Source organism: Pararhizobium sp. DWP1-1-3, from assembly GCF_049896125.1.
Classification (GTDB): domain Bacteria; phylum Pseudomonadota; class Alphaproteobacteria; order Rhizobiales; family Rhizobiaceae; genus Pararhizobium.
Genome location: NZ_JAFCTR010000003.1, coordinates 135,962 through 160,091, shown reverse-complemented (window position 1 = coordinate 160,091; position 24,130 = coordinate 135,962). Strand labels below are relative to the sequence as shown.

The 24,130-nt window shown below is 57.2% G+C and carries 23 protein-coding genes, 1 tRNA gene and 1 pseudogene; 13 read left to right on the top strand and 12 right to left on the bottom strand.

Translation table 11 applies throughout. From position 1 onward, the window contains the following. The first annotated feature begins 307 nt into the window (after positions 1-307). The 3 genes from ACP7BS_RS08760 to ACP7BS_RS08750 are packed head-to-tail and all read left to right on the top strand — an operon-like array spanning position 308 to position 888. On the top strand, positions 308-454 hold the full coding sequence (locus ACP7BS_RS08760; RefSeq protein WP_426232112.1) for a hypothetical protein: 147 nt from the start codon (positions 308-310) through the stop codon (positions 452-454). Further along, positions 451-585, top strand: a complete 135-nt coding sequence (locus ACP7BS_RS08755; RefSeq protein WP_426232111.1) for a hypothetical protein — start codon at positions 451-453, stop codon at positions 583-585. Before ACP7BS_RS08760 ends, ACP7BS_RS08755 begins: the two co-directional genes overlap by 4 nt. Before the next feature lie 27 nt (positions 586-612). Further along, on the top strand, positions 613-888 hold the full coding sequence (locus ACP7BS_RS08750; protein ID WP_426232110.1) for a hypothetical protein: 276 nt from the start codon (positions 613-615) through the stop codon (positions 886-888). Positions 889-1,011: 123 nt separating this feature from the next. On the opposite strand, the gene ACP7BS_RS08745 is transcribed toward ACP7BS_RS08750, so the two are convergent. Further along, positions 1,012-1,084 (bottom strand) — tRNA-Arg (locus ACP7BS_RS08745). Between the two features lie 416 nt (positions 1,085-1,500). Next, the gene (locus tag ACP7BS_RS08740) at positions 1,501-1,770 is read right to left on the bottom strand and encodes a hypothetical protein (protein WP_426237651.1); all 270 of its coding nucleotides are present in this window, start codon (positions 1,768-1,770) and stop codon (positions 1,501-1,503) included. Positions 1,771-2,173: 403 nt separating this feature from the next. Here ACP7BS_RS08740 and ACP7BS_RS08735 point away from each other — a divergent pair, with 403 nt between their 5' ends. Continuing rightward, positions 2,174-2,341: a hypothetical protein gene (locus tag ACP7BS_RS08735; protein ID WP_426232108.1), complete on the top strand. Its 168-nt coding sequence runs from the start codon at positions 2,174-2,176 to the stop codon at positions 2,339-2,341. A gap of 288 nt (positions 2,342-2,629) precedes the next feature. Here ACP7BS_RS08735 and ACP7BS_RS08730 read toward each other — a convergent pair whose 3' ends face one another. From ACP7BS_RS08730 to ACP7BS_RS08720, 3 genes are all read right to left on the bottom strand, one after another. Beyond that, positions 2,630-2,995 (bottom strand): response regulator, encoded by a 366-nt coding sequence (locus ACP7BS_RS08730; protein ID WP_426237649.1) that lies wholly within the window; start codon positions 2,993-2,995, stop codon positions 2,630-2,632. Positions 2,996-3,495: 500 nt separating this feature from the next. After that, entirely contained in the window at positions 3,496-4,590 is a 1,095-nt protein-coding gene (locus ACP7BS_RS08725; RefSeq protein WP_426237647.1) for a hypothetical protein, read from the bottom strand. Between the two features lie 61 nt (positions 4,591-4,651). Continuing rightward, positions 4,652-5,266: a hypothetical protein gene (locus ACP7BS_RS08720; RefSeq protein WP_426237645.1), complete on the bottom strand. Its 615-nt coding sequence runs from the start codon at positions 5,264-5,266 to the stop codon at positions 4,652-4,654. A gap of 478 nt (positions 5,267-5,744) precedes the next feature. On the opposite strand from ACP7BS_RS08720, the gene ACP7BS_RS08715 reads away from it, so the two are divergent. Then, positions 5,745-7,556, top strand: coding sequence for a putative bifunctional diguanylate cyclase/phosphodiesterase (locus ACP7BS_RS08715; RefSeq protein ID WP_426237643.1), 1,812 nt, complete (start codon positions 5,745-5,747; stop codon positions 7,554-7,556). 680 nt (positions 7,557-8,236) lie between these two features. Here the strand turns inward: ACP7BS_RS08715 and ACP7BS_RS08710 are convergent. After that, entirely contained in the window at positions 8,237-8,437 is a 201-nt protein-coding gene (locus ACP7BS_RS08710; RefSeq protein ID WP_426232102.1) for a hypothetical protein, read from the bottom strand. Positions 8,438-8,597: 160 nt separating this feature from the next. Here ACP7BS_RS08710 and ACP7BS_RS08705 point away from each other — a divergent pair, with 160 nt between their 5' ends. Beyond that, positions 8,598-9,023: a hypothetical protein gene (locus tag ACP7BS_RS08705; protein WP_426238087.1), complete on the top strand. Its 426-nt coding sequence runs from the start codon at positions 8,598-8,600 to the stop codon at positions 9,021-9,023. A gap of 59 nt (positions 9,024-9,082) precedes the next feature. On the opposite strand, the pseudogene ACP7BS_RS08700 reads toward ACP7BS_RS08705, so the two are convergent. The 3 genes and pseudogenes from ACP7BS_RS08700 to dinB form a co-directional block, all read right to left on the bottom strand. Then, positions 9,083-9,319, bottom strand: a pseudogene (locus tag ACP7BS_RS08700) (transposase); the annotation flags it as partial. Positions 9,320-9,357: 38 nt separating this feature from the next. Continuing rightward, positions 9,358-10,143, bottom strand: a complete 786-nt coding sequence (locus tag ACP7BS_RS08695) for an exonuclease domain-containing protein (RefSeq protein WP_426237641.1) — start codon at positions 10,141-10,143, stop codon at positions 9,358-9,360. A gap of 3 nt (positions 10,144-10,146) precedes the next feature. After that, complete coding sequence (gene dinB / locus ACP7BS_RS08690) at positions 10,147-11,235, bottom strand: DNA polymerase IV (protein WP_426232131.1); 1,089 nt, start codon at positions 11,233-11,235, stop codon at positions 10,147-10,149. A gap of 160 nt (positions 11,236-11,395) precedes the next feature. Here dinB and ACP7BS_RS08685 point away from each other — a divergent pair, with 160 nt between their 5' ends. Continuing rightward, a complete protein-coding gene (locus tag ACP7BS_RS08685) occupies positions 11,396-11,704 on the top strand; it encodes a hypothetical protein (RefSeq protein ID WP_426232100.1) in 309 nt (102 codons plus the stop codon). 60 nt (positions 11,705-11,764) lie between these two features. Next, complete coding sequence (ligD, locus tag ACP7BS_RS08680; protein WP_426237639.1) at positions 11,765-14,437, top strand: DNA ligase D; 2,673 nt, start codon at positions 11,765-11,767, stop codon at positions 14,435-14,437. Here the strand turns inward: ligD (ACP7BS_RS08680) and ligD (ACP7BS_RS08675) are convergent, their stop codons facing one another. The 3 genes from ligD (ACP7BS_RS08675) to ACP7BS_RS08665 are packed head-to-tail and all read right to left on the bottom strand — an operon-like array spanning position 14,438 to position 17,184. Continuing rightward, positions 14,438-15,472 carry a non-homologous end-joining DNA ligase gene (gene ligD, locus ACP7BS_RS08675; RefSeq protein WP_426237637.1) on the bottom strand — a complete coding sequence of 345 codons (1,035 nt, stop codon included), beginning with the start codon at positions 15,470-15,472 and terminating at the stop codon, positions 14,438-14,440. Further along, on the bottom strand, positions 15,469-16,281 hold the full coding sequence (locus ACP7BS_RS08670; RefSeq protein ID WP_426232097.1) for a Ku protein: 813 nt from the start codon (positions 16,279-16,281) through the stop codon (positions 15,469-15,471). The genes ligD (ACP7BS_RS08675) and ACP7BS_RS08670 overlap by 4 nt, the downstream gene beginning before the upstream one ends. Positions 16,282-16,293: 12 nt before the next feature. Beyond that, the gene (locus ACP7BS_RS08665) at positions 16,294-17,184 is read right to left on the bottom strand and encodes a Ku protein (protein WP_426232130.1); all 891 of its coding nucleotides are present in this window, start codon (positions 17,182-17,184) and stop codon (positions 16,294-16,296) included. A 199-nt stretch (positions 17,185-17,383) separates the two neighbouring features. Here ACP7BS_RS08665 and ACP7BS_RS08660 point away from each other — a divergent pair, with 199 nt between their 5' ends. The 5 genes from ACP7BS_RS08660 to ACP7BS_RS08640 all read left to right on the top strand — a co-directional run bounded on the left by ACP7BS_RS08660 (position 17,384) and on the right by ACP7BS_RS08640 (position 24,130). Continuing rightward, on the top strand, positions 17,384-17,572 hold the full coding sequence (locus ACP7BS_RS08660) for a hypothetical protein (RefSeq protein ID WP_426232096.1): 189 nt from the start codon (positions 17,384-17,386) through the stop codon (positions 17,570-17,572). Continuing rightward, complete coding sequence (gene xth, locus ACP7BS_RS08655; protein WP_426237635.1) at positions 17,569-18,336, top strand: exodeoxyribonuclease III; 768 nt, start codon at positions 17,569-17,571, stop codon at positions 18,334-18,336. Before ACP7BS_RS08660 ends, xth begins: the two co-directional genes overlap by 4 nt. Positions 18,337-18,688: 352 nt before the next feature. After that, a complete protein-coding gene (locus ACP7BS_RS08650; RefSeq protein WP_426232094.1) occupies positions 18,689-19,441 on the top strand; it encodes an ImuA family protein in 753 nt (250 codons plus the stop codon). Next, positions 19,362-20,873 (top strand): Y-family DNA polymerase, encoded by a 1,512-nt coding sequence (locus ACP7BS_RS08645; protein ID WP_426232093.1) that lies wholly within the window; start codon positions 19,362-19,364, stop codon positions 20,871-20,873. The genes ACP7BS_RS08650 and ACP7BS_RS08645 overlap by 80 nt, the downstream gene beginning before the upstream one ends. Further along, positions 20,870-24,130 (top strand): error-prone DNA polymerase, encoded by a 3,261-nt coding sequence (locus tag ACP7BS_RS08640; RefSeq protein ID WP_426237633.1) that lies wholly within the window; start codon positions 20,870-20,872, stop codon positions 24,128-24,130. Before ACP7BS_RS08645 ends, ACP7BS_RS08640 begins: the two co-directional genes overlap by 4 nt.

Sequence of the window (24,130 nt, the reverse complement as noted above, 5' to 3'; positions counted from 1 at the left end):
CACTCCACTCCGACTTGGCCGCCCCAAAGTGATCGGCGTTTACCATGTTGGTTAAACCGGTGGTAACCGCCACGGGCTGTGATGCTCGCAAACTGCGTTTGGAGGATTCACAAATGCCGTACGGTTGGATGTTCATTGGGGCGCTGGTCGCTTGCGCGCTAAGTCTCCTGGCGATCGAACATGATCCGCCGGACCTGACACCCTCGCCCTCGCTTGTCGTTGTCAAACAAACGCCCTAACCGTGCGACTTTCCAGCGTTTCGGAACTTTCGACGATCAATTGGGTTCCCCCGTGGAGGAGACCCACGATGGATGACGAAATTCTCGCAATCGGGCTGATTAACCTGGTTTTTGGCGTCGTGGCTCTGGCGCTTGGATACCTTTATACGCTTCCCCGAGACCACCTACCCGCAGAAATTTCAGCGCCGCTCGCTTTAGCGATAGGCAATCAATGACCGCGCGAAACGTGTTGTTCTTGATCGTCGCAGCGTTCTTCGCTGTTTCGATTCTGCTGATCTACAATGCCTACTACAAGCCCGTTTCGATGAGCGGCGTAGGCTTGCCAGCTGTCACCGATCAGAACTAAATTCCCTAACCAACGAAGGAGAGAGATGTGAGATATTTTGTCGGCTTTGCGCTGCAGGTGAAAGACCGCCCGCATCCAATTATCGAGACCGATGGCGCAGCTCCCGGCTTTTCTGCCGGTCAACTGGTTCGCGTGGAACAGCTGGGACAAGGCTGGTTTCAAGTTCAGCAGGTCTACACCGAGGTCCTACCTGAACAGATCAACACCACGGTTCTTCTTGGCACCCTCGCGCCTGCCGGCGCTTTATCTGCCGATGAGGCTGTTCCAATATTGGATGCGGATATTTGGAAATCCACGATCTAAATTCTGTGACAGCCGTACCTTGCATCGCCACCCAAATGGAGCTTTCCGGTTGATATCTGCACCCAACCGGCGGACAACGTCTGAATGCCCCACTTGAGACGATGGGGTTCGACTAGGGCAGATTGGTTGCGGAGCAGGATTCGAACCCTGCGACATCCAGCAGGTCTGGCGAGCTACCGGGCTGCTCTACTTCGAATGTGGATTGAAAATTCAACGCCGAGCTCCATTTCATTAATTGGAAATTACTTAGGAGGATCCAGCATGAACCGGAATACCCTTATTGGCCTTGCAGTTGCCGCCGTGGTCGTTGTCCTTGCGCTTATTTTCATGATGCCAGGGAGCAATGACACTGCGACAACAACAACTACACCGCCGGCTACGACGACCGAGCCGTCAACCACGACTACGACTCCGACGACAACTCAACCAACGACAACTCAACCGACAACAACACAACCGACAACAACGCAGCCTTCGACCACGACACCAGCTCAGTAAAAGCAAATTGAACGCGACCATCCTACCGCGTATGACGGGGTGGTCGCATTTACTGTCCCGCCGGATGCCTTGAGGAGGCCTGGGGTTCCAATCACGTCGGGCAAGGGCCCATGATTATGAAGCTTGGAGTTCGCCCTGGCACTCGGCAGCCGTCACAATCTCCGTTAAATGCGCAAAACCGATACGTGCTTTCGTGAGAATCGACGAACTGGCCATCGCCAGCATCATAACGTCGTCCAGCACCTCTTTGAGATATTCGGCCGCTCGCCGCTCCGGCATAGTCGACGAGGAGCTGGCAACTATCATCACAACAAGACCAAACATGCGGCGGTAGCTGATGGGCTGGCGGGCCTCTCTCAGCCACTCGATACGATCGATGTCCATGCGTTTCCCCAATATTGCTGGTGGCAAACGCGATAGGCCCCCTAAAGTTTCAAGGGGATTCCTGCATGGTAAACACTCAGTTAACGCGCGCCAGGTGCCGAATGCGGTCCTAACAGGACACTGCGGGCGACCGACAAAGGCGAGCCGCCATCAACGCACCATTTTAGATTGAAAGAACCAGGGAACTTTTGCCGTAAGTCTGAGTTCGTTGTTTGAAGGATATCCCAATGCGCAACGGCAAACTAATAGCAGCCCTAATCGTCGCTCTCGCCGCCGTCCTTGCGCTTGCGCTAATTCTTCCCGGCCACGGCGATACAACGCCGGGACAACCATCGCCTCATGCAGTCGAACAGTCTCAGCAGAGACCGCACCTCGTATTCGAGCAGTTGCGCAGGACATGACTATGGAAAAGTCAGAAACGGGACTAGCCCCATCGAATGACACGCCCGCAAAGAACCGGCGCAAGGTTATTGCTGGTGGTGGTGTGGTTATGGTGATCGGCGGCATCGCAGTTGGCGCGTTTATTCTGTACGCGATCATCATGATGTACGGGATTTTCTATTCCCAGTAAGTGGCTCAAAAGGCATACCATCACCAGATGGAAGAACGCATATTTGCGTTCTCTGGATTTCGTCGGCGCCGAATTGACGCAAATCAGCCGAAGTCGCCCTGCCCAATTATACTTACGCAGCAACAAGTTGATCAAAAGCTATATTCACGGAACGTTCTTTGCCAAAGAGTGATATCAACACCTTTGCAACCGAACCCTGGCTGGGCATCTGGGCGGGGGCCTCGAATACGACTGATTGAGAGAGGGCTTGATTTTAAAGTTGCGGATCGATGGAAGCCGACTGTCGTCTTAGCAAACGGATGAGCCTACGCGAAGGCTTGGAAGCGCTTTACGATAATGTAGACGTCGTACGGCTTTGGTCAGCACTTCGCCGAGGGCGGCAGCTCGATCGTCCGGCCTGACGCGTCTTGAGGCGATAATGGATTCCGGCCCTGGAAAGCGAGTTGCCACCTTATGCGCGAGGTCGATACCTGAGTGCTGGCCGGGCATCTGGATATCCGTGAACAGGAAATGGGTCGTCTGTTTTTCGATGATATCGAGGGCTTCATTGGCAGTTCCTGCTTCGATCACGACAAACCCAGCGTCTTCCAATGCGTCAATGACAGCCATTCGGATGAGAACTTCGTCGTCGTGTCGCGGCATTCCGGCGATCATCGGATAAAGCGCCTGTTCGTTGACGAGGCAAAGTCAAAGCTTGTCCGATCCGTTCACTGCCTCAGCTGCCTTGTAGGCCATCTGGGCACACCTGAACGGGATCTTATTTCGATGATACTGCGAGAGGTTCCAGATCGCGTTCACACCTTAGTTTCCGGCCGCCGCAAGCCGCTCGACTTACAAGAATTGTCACCAAAGCTTTTTTCGCGAAACGTCCGACTTCGGTCATCATTTCCATCACCCCCGGTATCCCGTCTCAACAAGGGGACATGGCTGCGACAGGTCGTCAACCAAGTAGACATTGCAAAGTTTCATTGTGCCATCATCGTCGGAATTGCTGGTATCCTATCATCGACAGTCCTCCGTGGCACGCCCCCAACTCCAGGAGCCGCTGGAGCCACGGTCTCATAAGGAAGGACTTGTATGTGGATCCGTGGTTGTCGGCGGAACTTGCGCAAGTCACACTCAGCAAAGCCGCTCGCTACGAGCAAGCCGCGGCCCTATTTCCAGCTGGTATAGTCGGCGGCAACGCATCCGAACGGGGCTCGATCCTGACCGAAACGCTTCTTCAGCTGATCGCATCCCCATTCGTTCAATGGCGCCGGCATCAGGTTGTTAATGTCCATGCCCGGAGACTGAAACTGCGTTTCGGAGCTCGTCACATACCAAAGCCAGAAGCCGAGCACGCCGACGATAATGAGGAGCAGCACCCCGAAGATAGTTTGAAGTCGCCTCCAGAGCGAGATGGTTTTGTTCGGCGTATCGACTAGAACCAGCCGCTGACCGTTGACATCGCGATCAGCAAACGGAGCCAGTGCAGCCACTCGCTCTTCATTTGCCAGCGAGACGCGGTGGAGACGATTATCGAGCAGCACCGGCAAGGCCGTTTTGCCGTGCCTGACGGCTAAGCCGATGGAATGGCCATTGACCGACCCAATGATCAGCGGTTGTTCGCCGTGCTTCATGCGGGTGTAGGAAGACCGTCCGGTTTTATCGCTGGCAATCTTATCATTGTAGGTAATTGAGAGGACGTCGCGTTTGCGATCGAATGCAGTGATCTCAACCGGCACTGGCACTAGAAACGCCGGGTTGCGCAACTGCCCTTTGACCCGCCAGATGCGCACGGCAAAAAATATCATTCCAACACCCATCCCGCCCAAAAGCACGGTCAAGACGGCCAGCGTGATGATCCGGTTCCAAAGCTTATCCAAGCCGAGGCTCATGGTCGCCAATTCCGGGTGTTCTGCGGAAATCACCAGGCCGGTTTCATAGTCGCCCATATGGAAATCGACGAACATGATCTCGACATCGGTATCGTAATTTTTGCCGTTGTGGCTGTAGACCAGACGCGCTTCGCAGTCGGTGAAGATAGCTTTGCGAGTGGTGCACCGGCCATTTTGAACGTCACCGCTTTCCAATACCAGCGGGTTTTGGCTTATTTGCAAGTCGCGGTAGACGCCCGGTGCTTCCCAAATAAATATGAACACTGTCAGCGCCAGGATGATTGGCGTGGACCAGAAATAAGCCCGCGGTGTCGAGATCACGTCGCGTGCCAGGGAGAGGGGGCGTTTAGGGAGGCTAAGTGCGTGCGTCAAAATTGGGGCCTTTCAATGTTTCTGCTCATAAATCACGGAAGACCAAAGTTCGGCCACCAGGCTAGCGCCTTGGATGAGGGAGCATCTCGACGAACCTGTCGAACATTGCAACGTCGTATCGGAATGGGTTTGTTGCGCCGTCTGTTTGAGGGAGCCTCTGCGGCAATTCCCACCGGACAAGATCTTGCATGACCGCCGCGAGCGTTTCGTACCACAGCACCAGTGAGTTGCTCAGTCTAAGGTGTAAGTCAAAGTTGGGCCGCGATCTGCTGGCGTCGTGGTCTCGTTGAGCCTGAGCGACGTCAGGATCAATTTTCTTGAACAGGTAGCGATCTGCAAAGCCCAGGCGCTGATGATAGAGCGCCAGCCGGGTAAACTTTAGCTGCGCAATCCAATGAGGCTCAGCGACCTCTCCCGTCTGCCACATCGCCCAGATGAAATGTAGCTTCAACGGATCAGTGTCACAAACAGCGACACCGTAAGCTCGCTCCATGGCAACTGCTTCCGACCAACGCCTGGAGTTCCAATCCGTCCATATCCGGGCGGCCTCTCCGGGTCCAGCTTGCCGATCGGGCCGCTTTGCGGGGTAGCTTTCCTTGACTAAATACTGTGCGGCGTGGTGTTGGCACCATGTAGTTTTGCCCGCAGCACTTATGCCTTCGACGACGATGATCATGTATGTTCAGCACTTATTTCAACGAGTGGTTTTCGGTCCGCGACGTTTTTGCCGTAAAAGGCATATTAATACAACGCCAACCAACCGGAAGTGACCTTCAATGCGACGAGGAGCGCCCCTGTTTGGAAACATGCGGCCTATTAGGAGCGGCGCGAAATGAACGTTTCCGCGGCATTTCCGGTATACCTAGAACTCACTTATGAGCGCATCCCAGCCGTTTAGGACTCGTTAACCATAAACACTTAAATTAACGGCTTCGGCAGGCTCTCCTCCCACGCTGTCGAAGTAAAAACTCGGGCCTGAGACTTGTTCTCGGGCCCTTTTTTCGTTCTGCGCCCTGGCGACGACCTCAACTAGCTTCGAGACGTACAACCAGCCATTGGGAACAACCGTCGCTTCATAAGTCTTTACCTAAATTGGTAACCCGAAAAGAGGGTTGCATTGGTAAATTCCGCCTTCAGAAAAGAATTCATTTGTCATGACCCTGGAACTGCAGAACGTAATTCTGGAAATGATCGCCCGCGGCGAAGCTTTGCAGGCAACGATCGAACGACTGTGCCTTGAGGTAGAAGCTCTGGTCCCGGGCACCGTTTGTTCGGTATTGTCAGTGGACGCAGGACACCTTCATCCTCTTGGAGGGCCGTCTCTCCCTCACTCCTATTCGGCCGCGCTCGACAATCTACCCATCGGGCCGCTGGCGGGATCCTGTGGAGCCGCTGCATTCCGAGGGGAAGCTGTTTCCGTTACGGATATCGAGCACGATCCTCGCTGGGTAAACTTCAAGGATCTGGCTCTGCCGCTCGGCTTCAAGGCCTGCTGGTCTACGCCGATATTCAGTGGCGACCGTGTCGTCGCGACATTCGCCTTTTACTTTCGAGAATGCAGGAGGCCTAACGACCTTGAACGGCGCATCGTCGATGCCTGCATTCATCTTTGCTCTATTGCAATCGAGCGGGAGGAGCGGGTCTGCGAGCGCCAGCGTTTGACCTATACCGATGTCCTGACGGGCCTGCCGAACCGTGCGAAGTTCAATCAGGTTTTGTCTGAGCATGCAAAGCACAGGGAAGGCGGTTGGGGAGTTCTCCTCGCCGATCTGGACAATCTGAAGGTCGTCAACGACACGTTCGGACACGGCACTGGCGACGAACTCATCCAGGTCGTCGCAACAAGAATTGCCTTGGTGGCGGGCATTGGGCGAGCATTCAGGATCGGTGGCGACGAATTCGCAATCGTGGTTGACAAGGATCCGGCATCTTCATTGTCGATGCTGGCAACAAGGATACTCGAGGTCATCAAGGAGCACGCCCATTGCTGCGGCCACGTCATCGTTCCCGGCGCCACGCTGGGTGGGTGTCTTGCGGGCCCAGGTGAAACCCCCGACCAGGTTCGCCAATGCGCCGATGTCGCGTTGTACCACGCGAAAGAGCGGAGTCGGGGCCAATTCATCGAACACAGCTCGGGGCTCGGTACGACCTTCACGAGACGCTTCCGGGCTATTCGCGATGTCAGTCTTGCGCTTGCCGAACACCGTATACACGCTCATTACCAGCCAATTGTACGGCTCGATTCGGGCGAGGTGGTGGGTTTCGAGGCTCTGTGTCGTATGACGACGCGGTCCGGTGAAATCATCTCTGCTGCCAACTTTCACGAGGCAACTAAAGATGCCCATGTTGCCGCCGAACTGACGCATTGCATGCTCTCGCGTGTTGCCAGTGACATGCGCAGCTGGCTCGACAGCGGACTGCCTTTCCAGCATGTCGGCATCAATCTTTCGGCTGCGGACTTTCATGCCGGCCATCTGCAGGAACGGGTTTGTACGGTATTTGCGGAAGCTGGTGTTCCACTTAAGCACGTTATCCTGGAGGTGACAGAATCGGTTTATCTCGGCCAGCGTGATCATGTGGTCGCCGACGAGATCAAAGCGCTGCGTAACCGCGGGATGCGTGTTGCGCTTGACGACTTCGGAACAGGGTTTGCCTCGCTAACCCATCTCCTGACGGTCCCGGTCGATATCATAAAGATCGACAAGTCCTTCATCGAACGGCTGGTTCCAGGCGACGGCGCCGTCGTCATTGTCGAGGGTTTGCTCAACATTGCCAACAAGCTAGGCCTGCGTGTCGTGGCCGAAGGGATCGAAACTGATACACAGCTTGAGCAGCTGGTGTCTTTCGGATGCAAACTTGGACAGGGATATCTGTTTTCGAAAGCTGTCGATCGGGATGCGGCCACATCGCTACTAGCCCGCTACGGCCAGCATGCGGCGATTGATTGCCTTCCGCTCAGAGCTTGATGGCGATCAGGCGGCGCCAGTTCGGCCACCGCCCGTCTTAGGTGCTGGGCCGTTTCGTTCTACCGAATATGCCGGTCGCTGTTTCTCTTGCTGCGCTCTGCCATAAGTTTACCGATCTCCGGCGCCAGCAGATCATGTCTTTCAGCGAAGGCGACGAATATCCGCGCCAATCTGCTTGTCGATCTCAACCGATATTCCTTGAATGGCGCCCCGCCGGAACGCCAGGTCTTGTCGGGAAGGGAAAGTAGACAGCTCCGCTGTCACAAAACTCTATTGGGAAATTCAGACGCCGCCTTTGATAAAGATTTCAAGACGGAACGTTTTTGCCGGGGGCAGTCGGGTCCCGCCTTCCGCGTTGCGGCGCTTCTCTAATCGGCGGGTTGAGGTCAAGCGCTTTCGCGCTTACTCAAAGCGAAACGAGTTCGAGCAAAGTCCGGTTTCGGCCCAAAGCGGCCCTACCACATTCACTGCAGGCGATGGGGCGAGCAGTCCCTCGATCGCGTCTGCCCGCGCATCCCTCTCGACGGCTGTTCCAAGCCGTCGAGCGACATATTGAGAGCCAAGCTCTGCAGCATCACCGCGTCGGCCGTCAGTCCATGATCGATTGAAATTTGCGTCCGCACGGAGGTGGGCCGCTGCAGCGGTCAACAGGATTGTTGATGAGCGCGTATCGCAGGCGCTTACTTCATTGTTGCCGGATAACCCAGCAGTTTCAGGCACTCTTCCATGAGTTGACGAGCACTGGCTTCGTCGATGATAAGTCGAACCTGATCTCGTTCCGTTTGGATCGTAAGCATGCCCAACTCGGGCGTCTCCGAAATCGTAACAATTTTGGAGCGCAGAACTTTAATTGCCTTGGGCTTCTTCTTCTTCCAGAACATCGGTAGATTTTAGCGGTCCTGAGAAATCCTTCAAGACCGTTTCTATATTAGACTTCGGTTCCAAATTCTCTAAGGCTGGTGGTCTCCCGTAGTCACGGCCAATATCTGGCGTGGCTTGGCGCTCTCTGGTAACCTGCAGCTCATCGATAGAGGTGCTTTCGTGATCCGGCCATTTTTTAAGCTTGCGTTGATTTTGTCTGTTATCGCACCGTCCCTCGCGCACGCGATGTTCGTTGCCAACTATGCGAGTTGGAAAAAGGGCCCTCCAGAGGTCCAACAGGCCTATTTGGTTGGCGTGATCGATGACTGGGCGGGAACATCCACCCCCGGAGAGCCGCCGTGGATGAAAGCCCAACGCACGGGGGTTATCAAGTGCATTAGAGAGCGGGGAATCAGCGCCACCATGCTCGTGGACCTTGTGAATACCCATTACAAAAACTACACGGCCGATTGGCGCGTTCCCCCAGCAATTGTCGTGAAAGATGTTTTGATGGCCACATGTCTGGCTGACGTTAACATCGAGCGGGAGAAAGCCGGGTTCAGCCCATGGGAGCGAAAGCCCGCCCAGATTTCCCGCGATAACTGACCGCGTAGGCATTTGAACTTAGGGTGGGGGGCTTGTAATAGGCCCGAAGCCGAATTGACTTGCAGCCAACACCACTTCACCACACGGGTCATCATCGACTGGGCGGCCTCGTACAGCAGCGTTCGCATCATCGCATCTCCGCGGTGAGAAACATGGCCAACTCGGCTGACTTCACCTGATTGATTAAGTACGGGTGTGAGCCCAAGCACGGCTCCGACCGATCGCGAATGGCGGAATCGACTGGGAATATCGACTGTCGGGACATAGGCGAGCGAGACGATAGGTCCGACACCAGGCGAAAGATTATGTGGCAGTATCCGAAGCATTGGTCACATCACAGAAGTGTCCGTTGCACTGGTTCGCTGAGCTGAGGCTGGTCAGGGTCTCCACGCCGCGTCAGTTCGGTTTGTGCGCTAAACCGGATTTCGACATCCCGATCATGAATGAATTCTCGCAGCGTCGTATCGCTCAGGCGATCCCAACCCTTGCCGCGATCCGGACCGGATGGAACGCGGGGCAAAAGGCCGGGCTCATTGCTCCACGCCAAAAGGTTTTCTAGCGATTCTCTGTTGAGAAGATCCCGCAGATGATGGGCCGTGACATAGGCGTCCGGCATTGCGCGGTGAGCGGGCAATCCAGTCTCGTGGTTCAGACCTTGTGGCATGCGTTGGTAGCGAAGCATCTGGTTGGAGAAGCGCGGAAGTTCCGGCCATACACGCATCGCACATTTCCAGGTGCAGATCCAAGGAGTGCCTCCGGTAAAGCGCGGGGTGCAGTACCGCTGCTCGAAGGATGCACGGTGGGCCGCCAACGCATCGATGCGCCCTGCCGGACGAAGAATGCGGGAGGCAACCTGTTTCCAGTAGGGTGCGTCCGCCACGTCTGCGTCTAGAATATGATGCACCGCCATCGTGTCCGGCGAGATCAATCGCCCGGGATTGATGAGCAGCGCGCCGCGCTCATCTGTTACCTGCCAACCGCCGTCCTCATCGGCGATGACGTCCTGCCATCCGATCTCGCAGACGTCGTTCGGTCCATTACCACCGGTCTCCAGATCGATGACGCGAACTCTTGCGTTAGAAAATTCGGCGATGCCTACCTGCCTTTCAAAACCGGGCACTGCTCAGAAATCGAGACCGAGCTGCGGTGATCTCTCGGCCACGGCAATTTCGTTGTTGGTCAGCGAGGAAAGAGTGACCCCAAGCAGTCGAACCGATCGCTTGAACGGAAAAACAGTCGCCAGCAGGCCAGACGCGGCTTCGAGAAGCTCGTGCATCCCTGCAAAGGGTAACGCGACCGACCGGCTTCGCGTTGCCTGGGTGAAATCGGAATATTTGATCTTCACGGTCACGGTCTTGCCCGCGATGCGGTTCGTATCGCAGTAGCGCCAGACTTTCTCTGCAAGCGCCGCTAACTCGGCCTTGGCCAGATCGAGGTTGTTGATGTCTTGGGCGAACGTGTCCTCGGCACCTACGGATTTTCGGATCCGATCCGAGCGGACCTGGCGTTGGTCGACACCGCGGGCAATGCCGTAAAAATAGGGACCCGACTTGCCGAAGTGCTCGGTGAGGAACTGCAGCGACTTATTCTTGAGATCGGCGCCGGTCTCGATCCCGTATTTCCTCATGCGTTCGGTTGTAGCCGGACCTACCCCATGAAATTTTTTGACCGGCAGGGACTCCACAAAGCCCGGTCCGTTCTTCGGGGTAATTACTGCCTGGCCATTGGGCTTGTTGAGATCGCTCGCCATCTTGGCGAGGAACTTGTTGTAGGAAATCCCGGCAGACGCATTCAGTCCGGTCGCCTGCCTGATCTTTGCGCGGATCTCCAGCGCAATCTCGGTGGCAATTTCCATGCCTTTCAGATTTTCAGTCACATCGAGATAGGCTTCGTCAAGCGAGAGAGGCTCGATCAACGGCGTGTATTCTGCAAAAATCCCGCGGATCTGTTGGGAGACGGCTTTGTATACATCAAAGCGTGGGGACACAAAGATAAGGTCGGGGCATTTGCGCTTGGCAGTGATCGACGGCATTGCCGAATGGACACCGAATACCCGCGCCTCATAACTGGCTGCGGCCACCACGCCACGAGCAGCCGACCCGCCTACTGCAAGCGGTTTCCCACGCAAATCGGGGTTATCCCGCTGTTCGACTGACGCGTAAAAAGCATCCATGTCGACGTGGATAATTTTTCGCACTGTGGTCTGCATCATTGCACTCATGGGTCAATCAATCGGTATGGAAACAAAAAGGGAACATAGCAGTTTTCGCAGAAGAATTCCAACATTAATGCTGTTTGGACGCACGGACCGCGCAACCACCAGGGTGTTTGCGGCGTTTGTTGCCATAACGCTAGAAACAGGAGATAGGCACATGGCAGACGACAGCACCACGACAATCCGGGCGATTTTCGAGACGCGAGCAGCCGCCGACCTTGCCGTGGAACACTTGGTTCAGCAGCACGGCATCTCTAGACCGGATATTTTCATCCAGTCCGCGACGGACGAAAATACATCCGGTTCAAAGCCGTCGGGTGGTGATGTTTCCCATGAGGGCGGCGATCGCGACGACGCTGCACTTGAGGGGGAGATTGAGGTCTCAGCCGACATCTCAGCCAGCCAGATCGCTGCTGTCCAACGCAGCTTAGGTGAAGCTGGCGCGATCCGCGTCTCTGGTCGATGAGCATGTTCGCAGCCGGCACTGTTTCGGCTTCGAACTCGTATGCGTAGAGGACAATCACCAATGGCCGACAGCCTTTCGACTTACCGCGCCAAGCGCGACTTCAAGAAGACGGAGGAGCCGAGCGGCGAAGCCAAGGTCAACGCCTCGAGCCGCCGGCGGTTCGTTATCCAGAAGCATGATGCCACGCGCCTGCACTACGACTTGCGGCTTGAGCTTGATGGCGTTTTCAAATCCTGGGCCGTAACCAGAGGGCCCTCGCTCGATCCGCACGACAAGCGATTGGCCGTCGAGGTCGAAGACCATCCGCTCGACTACGGCGACTTCGAGGGCACTATTCCGAAAGGTCAATATGGCGGTGGTACTGTCATGCTGTGGGATCGCGGCTACTGGGAGCCGGTGGGTAACAAAACGCCAGAAGAAGCGTTGGCCAAAGGCGATTTCAAGTTTACCTTGGAGGGCGACCGCCTGCATGGCAGCTTCGTCCTGGTGCGCATGCGCCATGACCGCGACGGTGGCAAGCGCACCAACTGGCTTCTGATCAAACATCGCGATGAAGCAGCCGTAGAAGAGAGTGGCGCAGCAATCCTCGACGACAACGAAACTTCGGTCGCATCGGGCCGGACGATGGAAGCCATCGCTGCAGGCAAGGGGAGAAAACCGAAGCCGTTCATGCTCGAGGGTGGGGCCGTGGAAGCCGACGCTGTCTGGGACAGCAATCACGGCCTTGCGGCTGAAGAGCGCGAAACTGGTACAAAGTCCACACTGAAGACTAAGGCGACGAGGAAAAAGCCGACCATTTCGCGCAGTAAGAAATTCGCCATGCCCGACTTCGTTGCGCCACAGCTGTGCGACAACCTCGCGCGTCCACCATCGACCAGCGGCTGGATCCATGAAATCAAGTTCGACGGCTACCGCATTCAGATGCGCATCCAAGGCGGTGAGGTTACGCTCAAAACCCGCAAAGGCTTGGACTGGACGGCGAAATGGTCTGCCATCGCCAAGGCTGCCTTGGCACTCCCCGAGTGCATCATCGACGGCGAAATCTGCGCCCTCGATGAACGGGGCGCACCCGACTTTGCCGCGTTGCAGGCAGCACTGTCGGAGGGAAAAACCGAGGATCTGGTGTATTTCGCATTCGATTTGCTGTTCGTTGGAGAGGAAGACCTGCGGGATTTACCTCTGGCTGAGCGCAAGGACCGTCTGGCAGCACTGTTAGTCGATGCCGGGGAGGACCCGCGTCTGCGCTTCGTCGAGCATTTCGAGACGGGTGGCGACGCTGTGCTGAAATCAGCCTGCCGCCTATCGCTCGAGGGCATTGTCTCCAAGCAGGCTGACGCACCCTACCGGTCGGGCCGGACCGACACCTGGGCAAAGTCGAAATGCCGCGCCGGCCATGAAGTGGTGATCGGTGCCTATGCAAAGACCAACGGCAAATTCCGCTCGCTGCTTGTTGGCGTCAATCGCGGCGAGCATTTCGTCTACGTCGGGCGGGTCGGCACGGGATACGGTGCCAAAACCGTCAAAACGTTGCTACCTAAGCTCCAGGAGATGGAAACTGCCAAATCGCCGTTCACTGGGCTCGGCGCACCGAAGAAGACCGCGGATATCGTCTGGCTGAGGCCGGAGCTTGTGGCTGAAATCGAGTTCGCCGGCTGGACCGCCGATGGCCAGGTCCGACAAGGCGCATTCAAAGGCTTGCGGGAGGACAAGCCGGCGGCGGAGGTCGAAGCTGATGAGCCCGCGTCTCCTTCACAAGCTGACGTGCCCGATCCGGAGACCGACAAGCCACCGGCCAAGCGGTTCCGCAAGGGCGCAAAAGAAGAGGTCATGGGGGTGATGATCTCTAGCCCGGAGAAGGTGCTTTGGCCTGACGCCGGTGAGGGAGAACCGGTCACAAAAGTCGATCTAGCGCGCTACCATGAAGCCGTCGGATCCTGGCTGATCGACCATATCAAAGGCCGTCCGTGCTCGATTATTCGAACCCCCGATGGCATCAGCGGTGAGCAGTTTTTTCAGCGCCATGCCATGCCGGGCACCTCGAACCTGCTGGAGCTCGTGACAGTCTTCGGCGACAAAAAACCCTATCTTCAGATCGACCGGGTCGAAGGCCTTGCTGCCATTGCCCAGATCGGCGGGATCGAACTGCATCCCTGGAATTGCGAACCGGGCCAGCCGGAAGTGCCGGGCCGTCTGGTCTTTGACCTTGATCCCGGCCCCGATGTGGCATTTGATACGGTCGTCGAAGCCGCACGCGAAATCCGCGATAGGCTGGAAGAACTTGGCCTTGTCAGTTTCTGCAAGACGACGGGTGGCAAGGGCCTGCACGTGGTCACCCCGCTCACTGTACCCAAAGGCAAGAAGCTCAGCTGGGATGAGGCCAAGGGCTTTGCGCATGATGTCTGTCAGGAGATGGCACGCGATAACCCAGACCTCTATCTGATCAAGATGGCGAAGGCCCAGCGCGAGGGGCGGATCTTTCTCGACTATTTGCGCAATGACCGGATGGCGACAGCTGTGGCACCGTTATCGCCGCGGGCACGACCGGGGGCGACCGTGTCCATGCCGCTCAACTGGACGCAGGTTAAGGCCGGCCTTGATCCAACACGTTTTACCATCCGGACAGTACCCGGTTTCCTCAAGAAGAGCACGGCCTGGCAGGATTACTGTGACGGTCAAAGACCGCTGGAGCAGGCCATCAAGCGGCTGGCCAAGGCGAAGAAGGCGGTCGCCTGATCAGCGGTCGGACATATTGAAGACGGCGGCGTTATCCTGGGCTTCGCGAAGACCTTTGTAGGAAGCATGACGCAAATTGCCCTCGTCGGTCCACCCCCGAAACTCAATCTCTGCAATTAATGTCGGTTGCGAAAAGACAAGATTCTTGCCCTTCAGCGGCACGGCCGGCGTTTTGATCCGAAGCTTGTCGAGCGTCGCCTTCAGGTAGACCGCGTCCTTCTGCTTGAAGCCAGTGCCGACGGCCCCGACAGAGATCCAACCGGTGCCGCGGCGAGCGGCAAGCAGAAGGCTGCCCAGTCCGCCACGGGCAGATGCCGATTGCTCATAACCCACGACGATGAAACTTTCGCTCTGGATACATTTGATTTTCAGCCAATCGCCATGTCGGCCGGATCGGTAGGTGCTGTCCCGGCGCTTGGCGATAATGCCTTCAAGACCGAGGGAGCGGGCATTTTCAAGAAGTTCGCCGCCATCTCCGTCAACCTCCTCCGAGAGCCGGATCGTGGTGCCCGCGTCATCGAGTAGATCCTCCAGCAGATGGCGTCGGACCGAAAGCTCCGTGCCCGTCAGGTCATGGCCGTCGAAATAGAGGAGATCGAAGGCAAAGAGGACGGCCTCCGTTGACGCCCGCTTTCCACCGCGGCCGCCGAGCGACCGCTGCAACGCGCCGAAATCGGAGTGCCCATCATCGTTGAGCACCACGGCTTCACCGTCCAGAATTGCGGTTCCAACACCGAGCTTGCCGGCCGCGTCGGCAATTGCCGGAAAGCGATGTGTCCAGTCGTGGCCGCCGCGGGTGATGATCCGCACGCCCTTCGGCTCGATATGGATGGCAAGTCGATAGCCGTCCCACTTATTCTCAAACGCCCACTCTGGTCCTCCCGGCGCTGTTGGTTTCAACAAAGCCAGGCATGGCTCGACACGGTCCGGCATGAGATCGAAGGGTAGGTTGGGTTGCGCTGGATCGCGCTGTCGGCGAGGCTTTGACTTGGCGACCTGATTATTCTGCAGCAGCGGTTTGGCGCATTGCCTCATCTGGTAGCTCGTGTTTCGGCGGCGACGGATTTCTTTAGAGCATCCATGATGTTGATAACGTTGCTGGGTCCAGGGGACGACGCGGGTGTCTTGGTCGTGCCTTTTGCCGGTTTCTTCAGGGCTCTCTTCTTGGTCATGATGATATCGAGCAGACGATCTTGGACAGGATCGACCACCATCTTGGCATCCCAGTGCTGGGTCTTCTTCTTGATCAATTGCTGAATAAGGGGCATCAGGTCCGAATCTGCTTTCTCGTCGCCAACGATTTCGAAATAGCTGTCCTGGTCGCGGACCTCATCACCATAGCGCAGGGTCCACAGAACGATACCCTTGCCACGTGGCTCGAGCATGACGGCGCGTTCCCTCCTCGAAATCACCAGCCGTGAAATGCCGACCATGTTCTGCGATGCCATGGCGTCGCGGATAACCGAGAACGCTTCCTGGGCAACGGTCTCGTTCGGGGAGAGGTAGTACGGCGTATCGAGCCATATCCATTCAATCGTCTCACGTTTCGTAAAGGTTGAGATATCGATGGTGCGGGTGCTTTCGAGCGCGACGTTCTCAAGCTCGTCGTCCTCGAGAATGATGTATTCGTCCTCACCGCGCTGGTAGCCCTTGACCTCGTCATCTTCCTTGACGTCCTTGCCCGTAACCGAATCCACATAGTGGCTGACGACACGGTTCTGGGTTTCGCGATTGAGCGTGTGAAACCGGACTTTCTCGCTCTCGGATGTCGCCGGCATCATTTGCACCGGGCAGTTCACGAGTGAGAGTTTCAGGTAACCCTTCCAGTAGGGACGGACAGCCATTGGGTTCTCCTATCAGCCGGCGCGGCGGGTTGGTGCTGCTGCAGTTTTCGCGTTAGCGGGTTTGGCTTTCGCCCGACCGACACCCTTGTTGGCATTGGCTGCCGCCCGATTGGGCTTCTCTTCCTTGGCGCCGAGGCCAGCGCTTTCGCGCAATGCCTGGAGCAGATCGCTCGACTTCGAGACTATCGGAGCCTTCTTTTTTGGCAAGGATCGGCCCTCGATCTTCGCTTTGACGAGTTCAGCTACGGCCTCCTCGTAGCGGTCGTCGAAGGTGCTGGCGTCAAAGCTACCCTTCTTCTTGCCTATAATCAGTTCCGCGATTTCGAGCAGCTCCGGATCGCTTTTCATATCCGGCAGGTCTTCGAAGGCCTCCTCTGACGAGCGGACTTCATAGTCGAAGTTGAGGGTCGAAGCGATAAGCCCCTTTCCGTGCGCGCGGATGAGGACCGTGCGCAAGCGGCGGAAGAGCACCGTTTGGGCGATTGCCGCAACCTTAGCCGCTTTCATACCGTCGCGCAGAAGCACATAAGCATCGGTGCTCATCTTGTCCGGTGCCAGATAATAAGGCTTGTCGAAATAGACATTGTCAATTTCGGAGCAGGGGATGAAAGACTCGATTTTCAGGGTCTTGTCACTGTCTGGGACTGCGGCTGCGACTTCGCCCGGTTCGAGCACGATGTATTGGCCGTTCTCGACCTCGTAGCCCTTGACCTGATCATCACGCTCGACTGGATTTCCAGTCTCGCTATCGACGAATTCACGTTTGACCCGATTACCGGTCTCTCGGTTCAGGGTATTGAATGCAATGCGCTCAGACGATGAGGCCGCCGTATAGAGCGCCACAGCGCAAGACACCTCTCCGAACTTTATGAAACCTTTCCAATTTGCTCGTGGGGCAACCATGATACGCGTACTCCTGATACAACTGACGCGATTCAACGGAATCAAGAACCGAATCGTTCCGAGGCAAAATGAATCATTTTCAGTGACTTAGCTGGGAGCGAGTTCGCGTTTGACAAGTCTGGCCTAGCGTCCTGATTTGAATGCATCTTTTGTCGCTGACGCGCGTTTATCGAGACGACAACCACAAAGGAGTCCTGTCATGACAAAGCGCGAATTGATCGATACCGGCACTGATAAGCGTTATGTCCGCCGTGATGAAGACGGCAAGTTCAGTGAGAGCGTCGATGTCTCGCGTTCCCTCTCGGCGGATGCCCGACACGAAGCCAAGGATGACGCGAAACCCGGCAACGGTGACAAGGGCGATCGCAAGCGCGGATCTGGCCGGTGAAACTCGCCACCTACAATGTCAACGGCATCAATGGCCGCCTCGACGTGCTGATCCGCTGGCTCGCCGAGGCGGAGCCAGACGTTGTATGCCTGCAAGAATTAAAGACGCCAAATGACAAGTTCCCACGCAGGGAAACCGAGCGCGCAGGCTACGGCGGGATCTGGCACGGTCAGAAATCCTGGAATGGTGTGGCTATTCTTGCGCGAGACAGGGAACCAGTCGAGACGCGGCGTGGCCTGCCCGGCGATCTCCACGATAGCCACAGTCGCTATATTGAAGCCGCAATCGACGGAATGGTCGTTGGTTGCATCTATCTCCCCAACGGCAATCCGGCTCCAGGGCCCAAGTTCGAGTACAAATTGCGCTGGTTCGAGCGCCTGCAGTCCTATGCTGCAGAGCTACTGGAGCTGGATGTCCCTGTCGCTCTCGTTGGCGACTTCAATGTCATGCCAACGGACCTCGACGTTTATAAGCCTGAGCGCTGGATTGACGACGCTCTGTTTCGTCCGGAAGTGAAGGCGGCCTATGCCGACCTGGTCGCACAAGGGTGGACTGACGCCATCCGGCATCTTCATCCCGATGAGCGCATCTATACTTTCTGGGCATATTTCCGCAATGCATTCGCGCGGGATTCCGGCCTTCGGATCGACCATTTCCTCTTGAGCCCACTCCTTGCTGGAGATTTAAAAGAGGCTGGCGTCGACAAATTTGTCAGAGGGTGGGACCACACCAGTGATCACGCTCCTGTATGGATCGAAATCTAGCCATGCGAAAAAGAGTTCTGTCGCTGCGCCCAAAGTCCGACGTAGCATCGATCGGTATCGTGCGATGAACAGCTCATTTCCCGGTAACAAGAGTTTCGACTGGCCTGGGTTCCACCCTCGGTCTTCAAACATCGATACCCCAAAATTATTTTAATCGCGCAAGGACTTGAATCATCTACTTACCGCTCTGATTCGGCTTATGAATCTTTCGACCTTTTAAATCTGAAGGACAAAATTCCTATAACCCACCCGCTTGACTCTGGCGCCGCTCGGGAACAGAACGTGAACTTCAGGAATTAAAGCGGCATGAAGTCGTCCTTAGTACACACGAACCGACAGGATTCCGTGAGCGATGATGGCTGCCCGCGAGCATGTCATAGCCGATCTACGCAGCCGCATCGCATCCCTCGCGAGTGGCCCTGCGAAGCAATTGGACTGTCTCCCGTTCGGTGTTGGCGAGATCGATGCAGTGCTGCCTGGAGGTGGCTTGGCGCGCGGTGCCCTTCATGAGTTCGCAGGGGGTGGCGCCGGTACGGTCGATGGAGCAGCGGCAGCCCTGTTTGTTGCCGGAGTCGCCGCGCGGACGAAAGGCAAGATCGTCTGGTGTCTGACGCGGCCGGATCTGTTTTTCCCAGCACTTGCACAGGCCGGCCTAAATGCAAACCGGGTCATATTTGTCGAGGGCGACAAGGAAGAGGACGTCCTCGCGTCCATGGAAGAAGCCTTGTCCTATGGGGGCCTCGGCGCGGTTGTGGGGGAACTCGTCCGGCTGCCGATGCTGGCAAGCAGGCGCCTGCAGCTCGCGGCGGAAAAGAAGGGAGGCCTTGCCCTCGTTGTTCGCAGATGGCGGCGGCAAACTGAAGCCAACGACTTTGGCCAACCCACCGCATCGACCACGAGATGGCGCGTCAGCGTGTTGCCATCGGCGGAGTTACCGGTGCCCGGCATCGGGCGGGCAAGATGGTTGCTGGAGTTGATGAGATCGCGTGCGGGCGAGTGTGCTGAGTTTATCGTTGGAGCGTGTGATGACCAGGGTCGTATCGATCTTTCTTCCCGATCTGTCGACGGATCGCATTCGTCGGGCCGATCCCGCCATTCCGGTTGAGCAGGCCATTGCCGTGATTGCAAAGAGCGGATCGAAACGCTGGGTCTCTTCGGCCGATGCTTCTGCAAAGAAGGCAGGTGTCCGCATTGGCATGCCAGCCGCAAAAGCCCAGGCCCTGTTCCAGGGACTGCTGATGATCGACGCAGATCCACGAGCCGACGCCGCAGCGCTCGAACGCATCACCCTTTGGGCGCTCACCCAATATTCCCCGATCGTCTCCGTCGATGCCCCCGACGGTATCGTCATGGACACGGAAGGTGCAGACCATCTCCAGGGCGGGGAGCTTGCGATGCTGACAGGCATCGCCAATCTGTTCAGAGGCAGGGGTCTGATGACACGTGTCGCCATCGCTGACACATGGGGTGCCGCTCATGCCTGCGCGCGCGCGATCAGCCGGGACACCGTCATCGTCCCCCGGGGCGAGACCGTGCGAGCCGTCGAGCGCTTGCCCGTCGCCCTGTTGCGGCTACCGGAAAAAATCGTCAGCGATCTCAGAACTCTCGGATTCCGCACAATCGGGGAGCTTTCGGCGACACCGCGGGCACCGCTGACACTGCGCTTCGGACCTGAGATCGGGCGCCGGCTGGACCAGATGTTTGGTCGCGCCAGGGAGCCCATCGACCCCATCCGCAGTCCCGAGCAGATTGAGGTCAGCCGCTCTTTCCAGGAACCGATCGGGGCCGCAGAGACGATCGATAAATATGTCGGGCGTCTTGTCATCCAGCTCTGCCACGAACTTCAAAGAAAAGGGCTCGGCGTTCGACGTGCCGACCTCATAGTCGATAAGGTCGACAACACCCGCCAGGCGATCCGCGCAGGAATGGCAAAGCCCGCAAGGGACGTAGCGTGGATGACCAAGCTGTTCAGGGACCGCACGGAAAAAATCGAGCCAGGTTTCGGCATCGAGAAGCTGACCCTCGTGGCCGTGATGTCGCAGCCGCTCACGGAGACACAGACGGCATCGTCGTTTATCGAGGATGTCGTCGAAGATATCACGCCCCTCGTCGACATCTTTGGGAACCGCGGCCAACGGGTCTACCGCCTTGCGCCAGTCGCGTCCGATGTCCCTGAGCGCAGCGTCCAGCGTATTGCTGCAACCGCTGATGATGTCGATGTCTTCTGGTCACATCAATGGCCGCGCCCGGTTCGTCTCCTTGCCCATCCGGAACTGGTCGAGGTCATCGCGCTGCTTCCCGACCATCCGCCCGTTTCCGTGACATGGCGCGGCAAACGCCGACGGGTCAAAAGCGCTGATGGTCCCGAAAGAATTTTTGGCGAATGGTGGCAGCGTACGTCTGAATGGGCTGCCGTTCGCGACTACTTCATCGTTGAGGACGACGCAGGCGAGCGGCTCTGGATCTTCCGGTCCGGCGATGGTGTCGATGGCGGGACGGGCTCTCACAAATGGTTCGTGCAGGGGATTTTCGCATGAGATATGCCGAGCTCCAGGCGACGACACATTTCAGTTTTCTAAGGGGCGCAAGTTCGGCGCAGGAGCTGTTTGTGACGGCGAAAGAACTGGGCATTGAAGCGATTGGAATTGTCGATCGCAATTCACTGGCCGGGATCGTCCGTGCTCTCGAAGCCTCCCGTGAAACCGGCGTACGGCTGGTCGTCGGTTGCCGCCTCGATTTGGCTGACGGTATGCCGATCCTGGTCTATCCGACCGACCGGGCAGCCTATTCCCGTTTGACCCGGCTGATCACACTTGGCAAAAGCCGCGGCGGCAAGAACAACTGCCTCCTGCATCTGGACGATGTTGCAGCCTATGCGGAAGGCCTTATCGGCATCTTAATCCCTGATCTCCCCGACGAAACCTGCGCTGTCCGTCTTCGCAAGATGGCCGACATTTTTGGAGATCGCGCCTACCTTTCATTGTCGCTCAGACGACGGCCAAACGATCAGTTGCGGCTGCATGAGCTGTCCAATACGGCCGCGCGTTTTAGGGTGAAGACCGTTATCACCAATGATGTGCTGTTTCACGAGCCGGGCAGACGGCAGCTTCAGGATATTGTCACCTGCATCCGCAACAATACCACGATCGACGAGGTCGGATTCGAACGCGAACGTCATGCTGACAGGTTTTTAAAGCCGCCGGAGGAAATGGAGCGTCTGTTTCCGCGCTATCCGGAAGCGCTGCGGCGAACGATGGAGATCGTTGATCGCTGCAAATTTTCGCTTGAGGAATTGACTTACCAATATCCGGAAGAAGCCATTGTTCCTGGGAAGTCGGCGCAGCAATCCCTCGAGCATTACGTCTGGGAAAGTGTACCGGATCGTTATCCGGAAGGCCTGCCGCCAAAGACCCTGCAGATCGTCCGCCACGAACTCGATCTGATCCAGAAGATGAAATACGCTCCATATTTCCTGACGGTGTTTTCGATCGTCCGTTTCGCCCGATCGCAAGGTATTCTCTGTCAGGGGCGCGGATCTGCGGCAAACTCTGCCGTCTGCTACATCCTCGGCGTCACCTCTATTGATCCGGAAACCAACGATCTTCTGTTCGAGCGCTTCGTCAGCCAAGAACGCGATGAGCCGCCCGATATCGATGTCGATTTCGAGCATGAGCGTCGCGAGGAAGTCATCCAATGGATCTACAAAACCTATGGCAAGGAAAAGGCAGCGCTGTGCGCCACGGTAACGCGCTACCGCGCCAAGGGTGCAATCCGCGACGTAGGCAAGGCGCTCGGCCTGCCGGAGGATTTGATCAAAGCGCTGTCGTCCGGCATGTGGTCCTGGTCAGAAGCGGTCAGCGACCGAAACGTCAAAGAGCTCAATCTCAATCCGGACGATCGCCGGCTGGTGCTAACTCTGCAACTGGCACAGCAATTGATGGGCGCACCACGTCACCTTGGACAGCATCCCGGCGGCTTTGTCCTTACGCATGACCGCCTCGACGATCTGGTTCCCATCGAGCCTGCGAGCATGAAGGACCGCCAGATCATCGAGTGGGACAAGGACGATGTCGAGGCGTTGAAGTTCATGAAGGTCGACGTGCTGGCGCTTGGCATGCTGACTTGCATGTCCAAGGCCTTTGATCTGATCCGCGAGCACAAGGACGACGACCTCGATCTGTCGAAGATCACACAGGAGGATCCCGCGACCTATGCGATGATCCGCAAGGCCGACACGCTCGGGACTTTTCAGATCGAGAGCCGTGCGCAGATGGCGATGCTGCCGCGCCTGAAGCCACGGACATTTTACGACCTGGTCGTTCAGGTGGCGATTGTGCGTCCAGGCCCAATCCAGGGCGACATGGTGCACCCCTATCTGCGGCGGCGCGAGGGCAAGGAAAAAGTCGAATATCCCACGCCGGAGCTGGAAGCCGTGCTTGGGAAGACGCTCGGCGTCCCCCTGTTTCAAGAGTCGGCCATGCGCGTTGCGATGGTCTGTGCCGGCTTTACCGGCGGCGAGGCTGATCAATTGCGCAAGAGTATGGCGACGTTCAAGTTCACCGGGGGCGTCAGCAGGTTCAAGGAAAAGCTGGTTTCCGGCATGGTGCGAAACGGCTATACCGCAGAGTTTGCGGAGAAGACGTTCAGCCAGCTCGAAGGCTTTGGCTCTTACGGCTTCCCGGAATCCCATGCGGCATCCTTCGCACTGATCGCCTATGCCTCCAGCTTTGTGAAATGCCACCACCCGGATGCGTTTTGCGCAGCCCTGATCAACAGTCAGCCCATGGGATTTTACGCCCCCGCCCAGATTGTCGGCTGCGCTCGTGCCCATGGCGTCGAAATTCGCCCGGTATGCGTCAACCAGTCACGCTGGGACTGCACCCTGGAGCGGATCGGCAATACCGGGGGTCATGCTGTCCGGTTGGGCATGCGGGTCGTGAGAGGCCTGGCTGTCGCTGACGCCGCCCGGATTGTCGCCGCACGCATGAACGGTGAGTTTGATTCCGTCGACGACATGTGGCGTCGGTCGGGCGTTCCCGCCGCCTCGCTGGTTGAACTTGCGCAAGCCGATGCGTTCCGGCCGACCCTGCAGCTCGAAAGACGCGACGCGCTGTGGGCAATCAAGGCATTGCGTGACGAGCCGCTGCCCTTGTTTGCCGCTGCTGCCGATCGCGAAATGCAACCCATCGCCGAGCAAAGGGAACCCGACGTCAAGCTCCGGCAGATGACCGAAGGCCACAACGTGGTTGAGGATTATGGCCATACCGGGCTCACGCTTCGCGACCACCCTATCGCCTTTTTGCGAAACGATCTGGTGAAGCGCAGTATCGTGACCTGCGAAGAGGCCATGACCGCACGGGATGGTCGATGGGTCATGACCGCAGGCCTGGTGCTCGTGCGGCAAAAACCGGGCTCTGCGAAAGGTGTGATGTTCATCACGATCGAGGATGAGACCGGCCCCGCAAATATCGTCGTCTGGCCAAAACTATTCGAAAAGCGGCGGCGGATCGTGCTTGGAGCGTCGATGATGGCGATTAACGGACGCATCCAGCGGGAAGGCGACGTCGTCCATCTCGTCGCCCAACAACTGTTCGACTTGACCCAGGACCTTTCCGGGCTCGCAGACAGGGACATGGAGTTCAGACTGCCATCCGGTCGCGGCGACGAATTTGCGCATGGCTCGGTCGGCGGTGGCGATACACGCGATCGGGCACCTCCGCCTAAGCCCCGGGACATTTTTGTCCGTGACCTCCATATCGACACGTTGAAGGTCAAGGCGCGGAACTTCCAGTGA

Coding starts and splice junctions, on each gene's coding strand:
- ligD (WP_426237637.1), bottom strand. CDS start 15,472: ATGAGGCAATGCGCCAAACCGCTGCTGCAGAATAATCAGGTCGCCAAG.
- ACP7BS_RS08710 (WP_426232102.1), bottom strand. CDS start 8,437: ATGTTCTGGAAGAAGAAGAAGCCCAAGGCAATTAAAGTTCTGCGCTCC.
- ACP7BS_RS08720 (WP_426237645.1), bottom strand. CDS start 5,266: ATGATCATCGTCGTCGAAGGCATAAGTGCTGCGGGCAAAACTACATGG.
- ACP7BS_RS08755 (WP_426232111.1), top strand. CDS start 451: ATGACCGCGCGAAACGTGTTGTTCTTGATCGTCGCAGCGTTCTTCGCT.
- ACP7BS_RS08685 (WP_426232100.1), top strand. CDS start 11,396: ATGGCAGACGACAGCACCACGACAATCCGGGCGATTTTCGAGACGCGA.
- ACP7BS_RS08730 (WP_426237649.1), bottom strand. CDS start 2,995: ATGATCGCCGGAATGCCGCGACACGACGACGAAGTTCTCATCCGAATG.
- ACP7BS_RS08735 (WP_426232108.1), top strand. CDS start 2,174: ATGGAAAAGTCAGAAACGGGACTAGCCCCATCGAATGACACGCCCGCA.
- ACP7BS_RS08715 (WP_426237643.1), top strand. CDS start 5,745: ATGACCCTGGAACTGCAGAACGTAATTCTGGAAATGATCGCCCGCGGC.
- ACP7BS_RS08650 (WP_426232094.1), top strand. CDS start 18,689: ATGATGGCTGCCCGCGAGCATGTCATAGCCGATCTACGCAGCCGCATC.
- ACP7BS_RS08670 (WP_426232097.1), bottom strand. CDS start 16,281: ATGGCTGTCCGTCCCTACTGGAAGGGTTACCTGAAACTCTCACTCGTG.
- ACP7BS_RS08740 (WP_426237651.1), bottom strand. CDS start 1,770: ATGGACATCGATCGTATCGAGTGGCTGAGAGAGGCCCGCCAGCCCATC.
- ACP7BS_RS08665 (WP_426232130.1), bottom strand. CDS start 17,184: ATGGTTGCCCCACGAGCAAATTGGAAAGGTTTCATAAAGTTCGGAGAG.
- ACP7BS_RS08645 (WP_426232093.1), top strand. CDS start 19,362: ATGACCAGGGTCGTATCGATCTTTCTTCCCGATCTGTCGACGGATCGC.
- ACP7BS_RS08660 (WP_426232096.1), top strand. CDS start 17,384: ATGACAAAGCGCGAATTGATCGATACCGGCACTGATAAGCGTTATGTC.
- ACP7BS_RS08760 (WP_426232112.1), top strand. CDS start 308: ATGGATGACGAAATTCTCGCAATCGGGCTGATTAACCTGGTTTTTGGC.
- ACP7BS_RS08640 (WP_426237633.1), top strand. CDS start 20,870: ATGAGATATGCCGAGCTCCAGGCGACGACACATTTCAGTTTTCTAAGG.
- ligD (WP_426237639.1), top strand. CDS start 11,765: ATGGCCGACAGCCTTTCGACTTACCGCGCCAAGCGCGACTTCAAGAAG.
- dinB (WP_426232131.1), bottom strand. CDS start 11,235: ATGATGCAGACCACAGTGCGAAAAATTATCCACGTCGACATGGATGCT.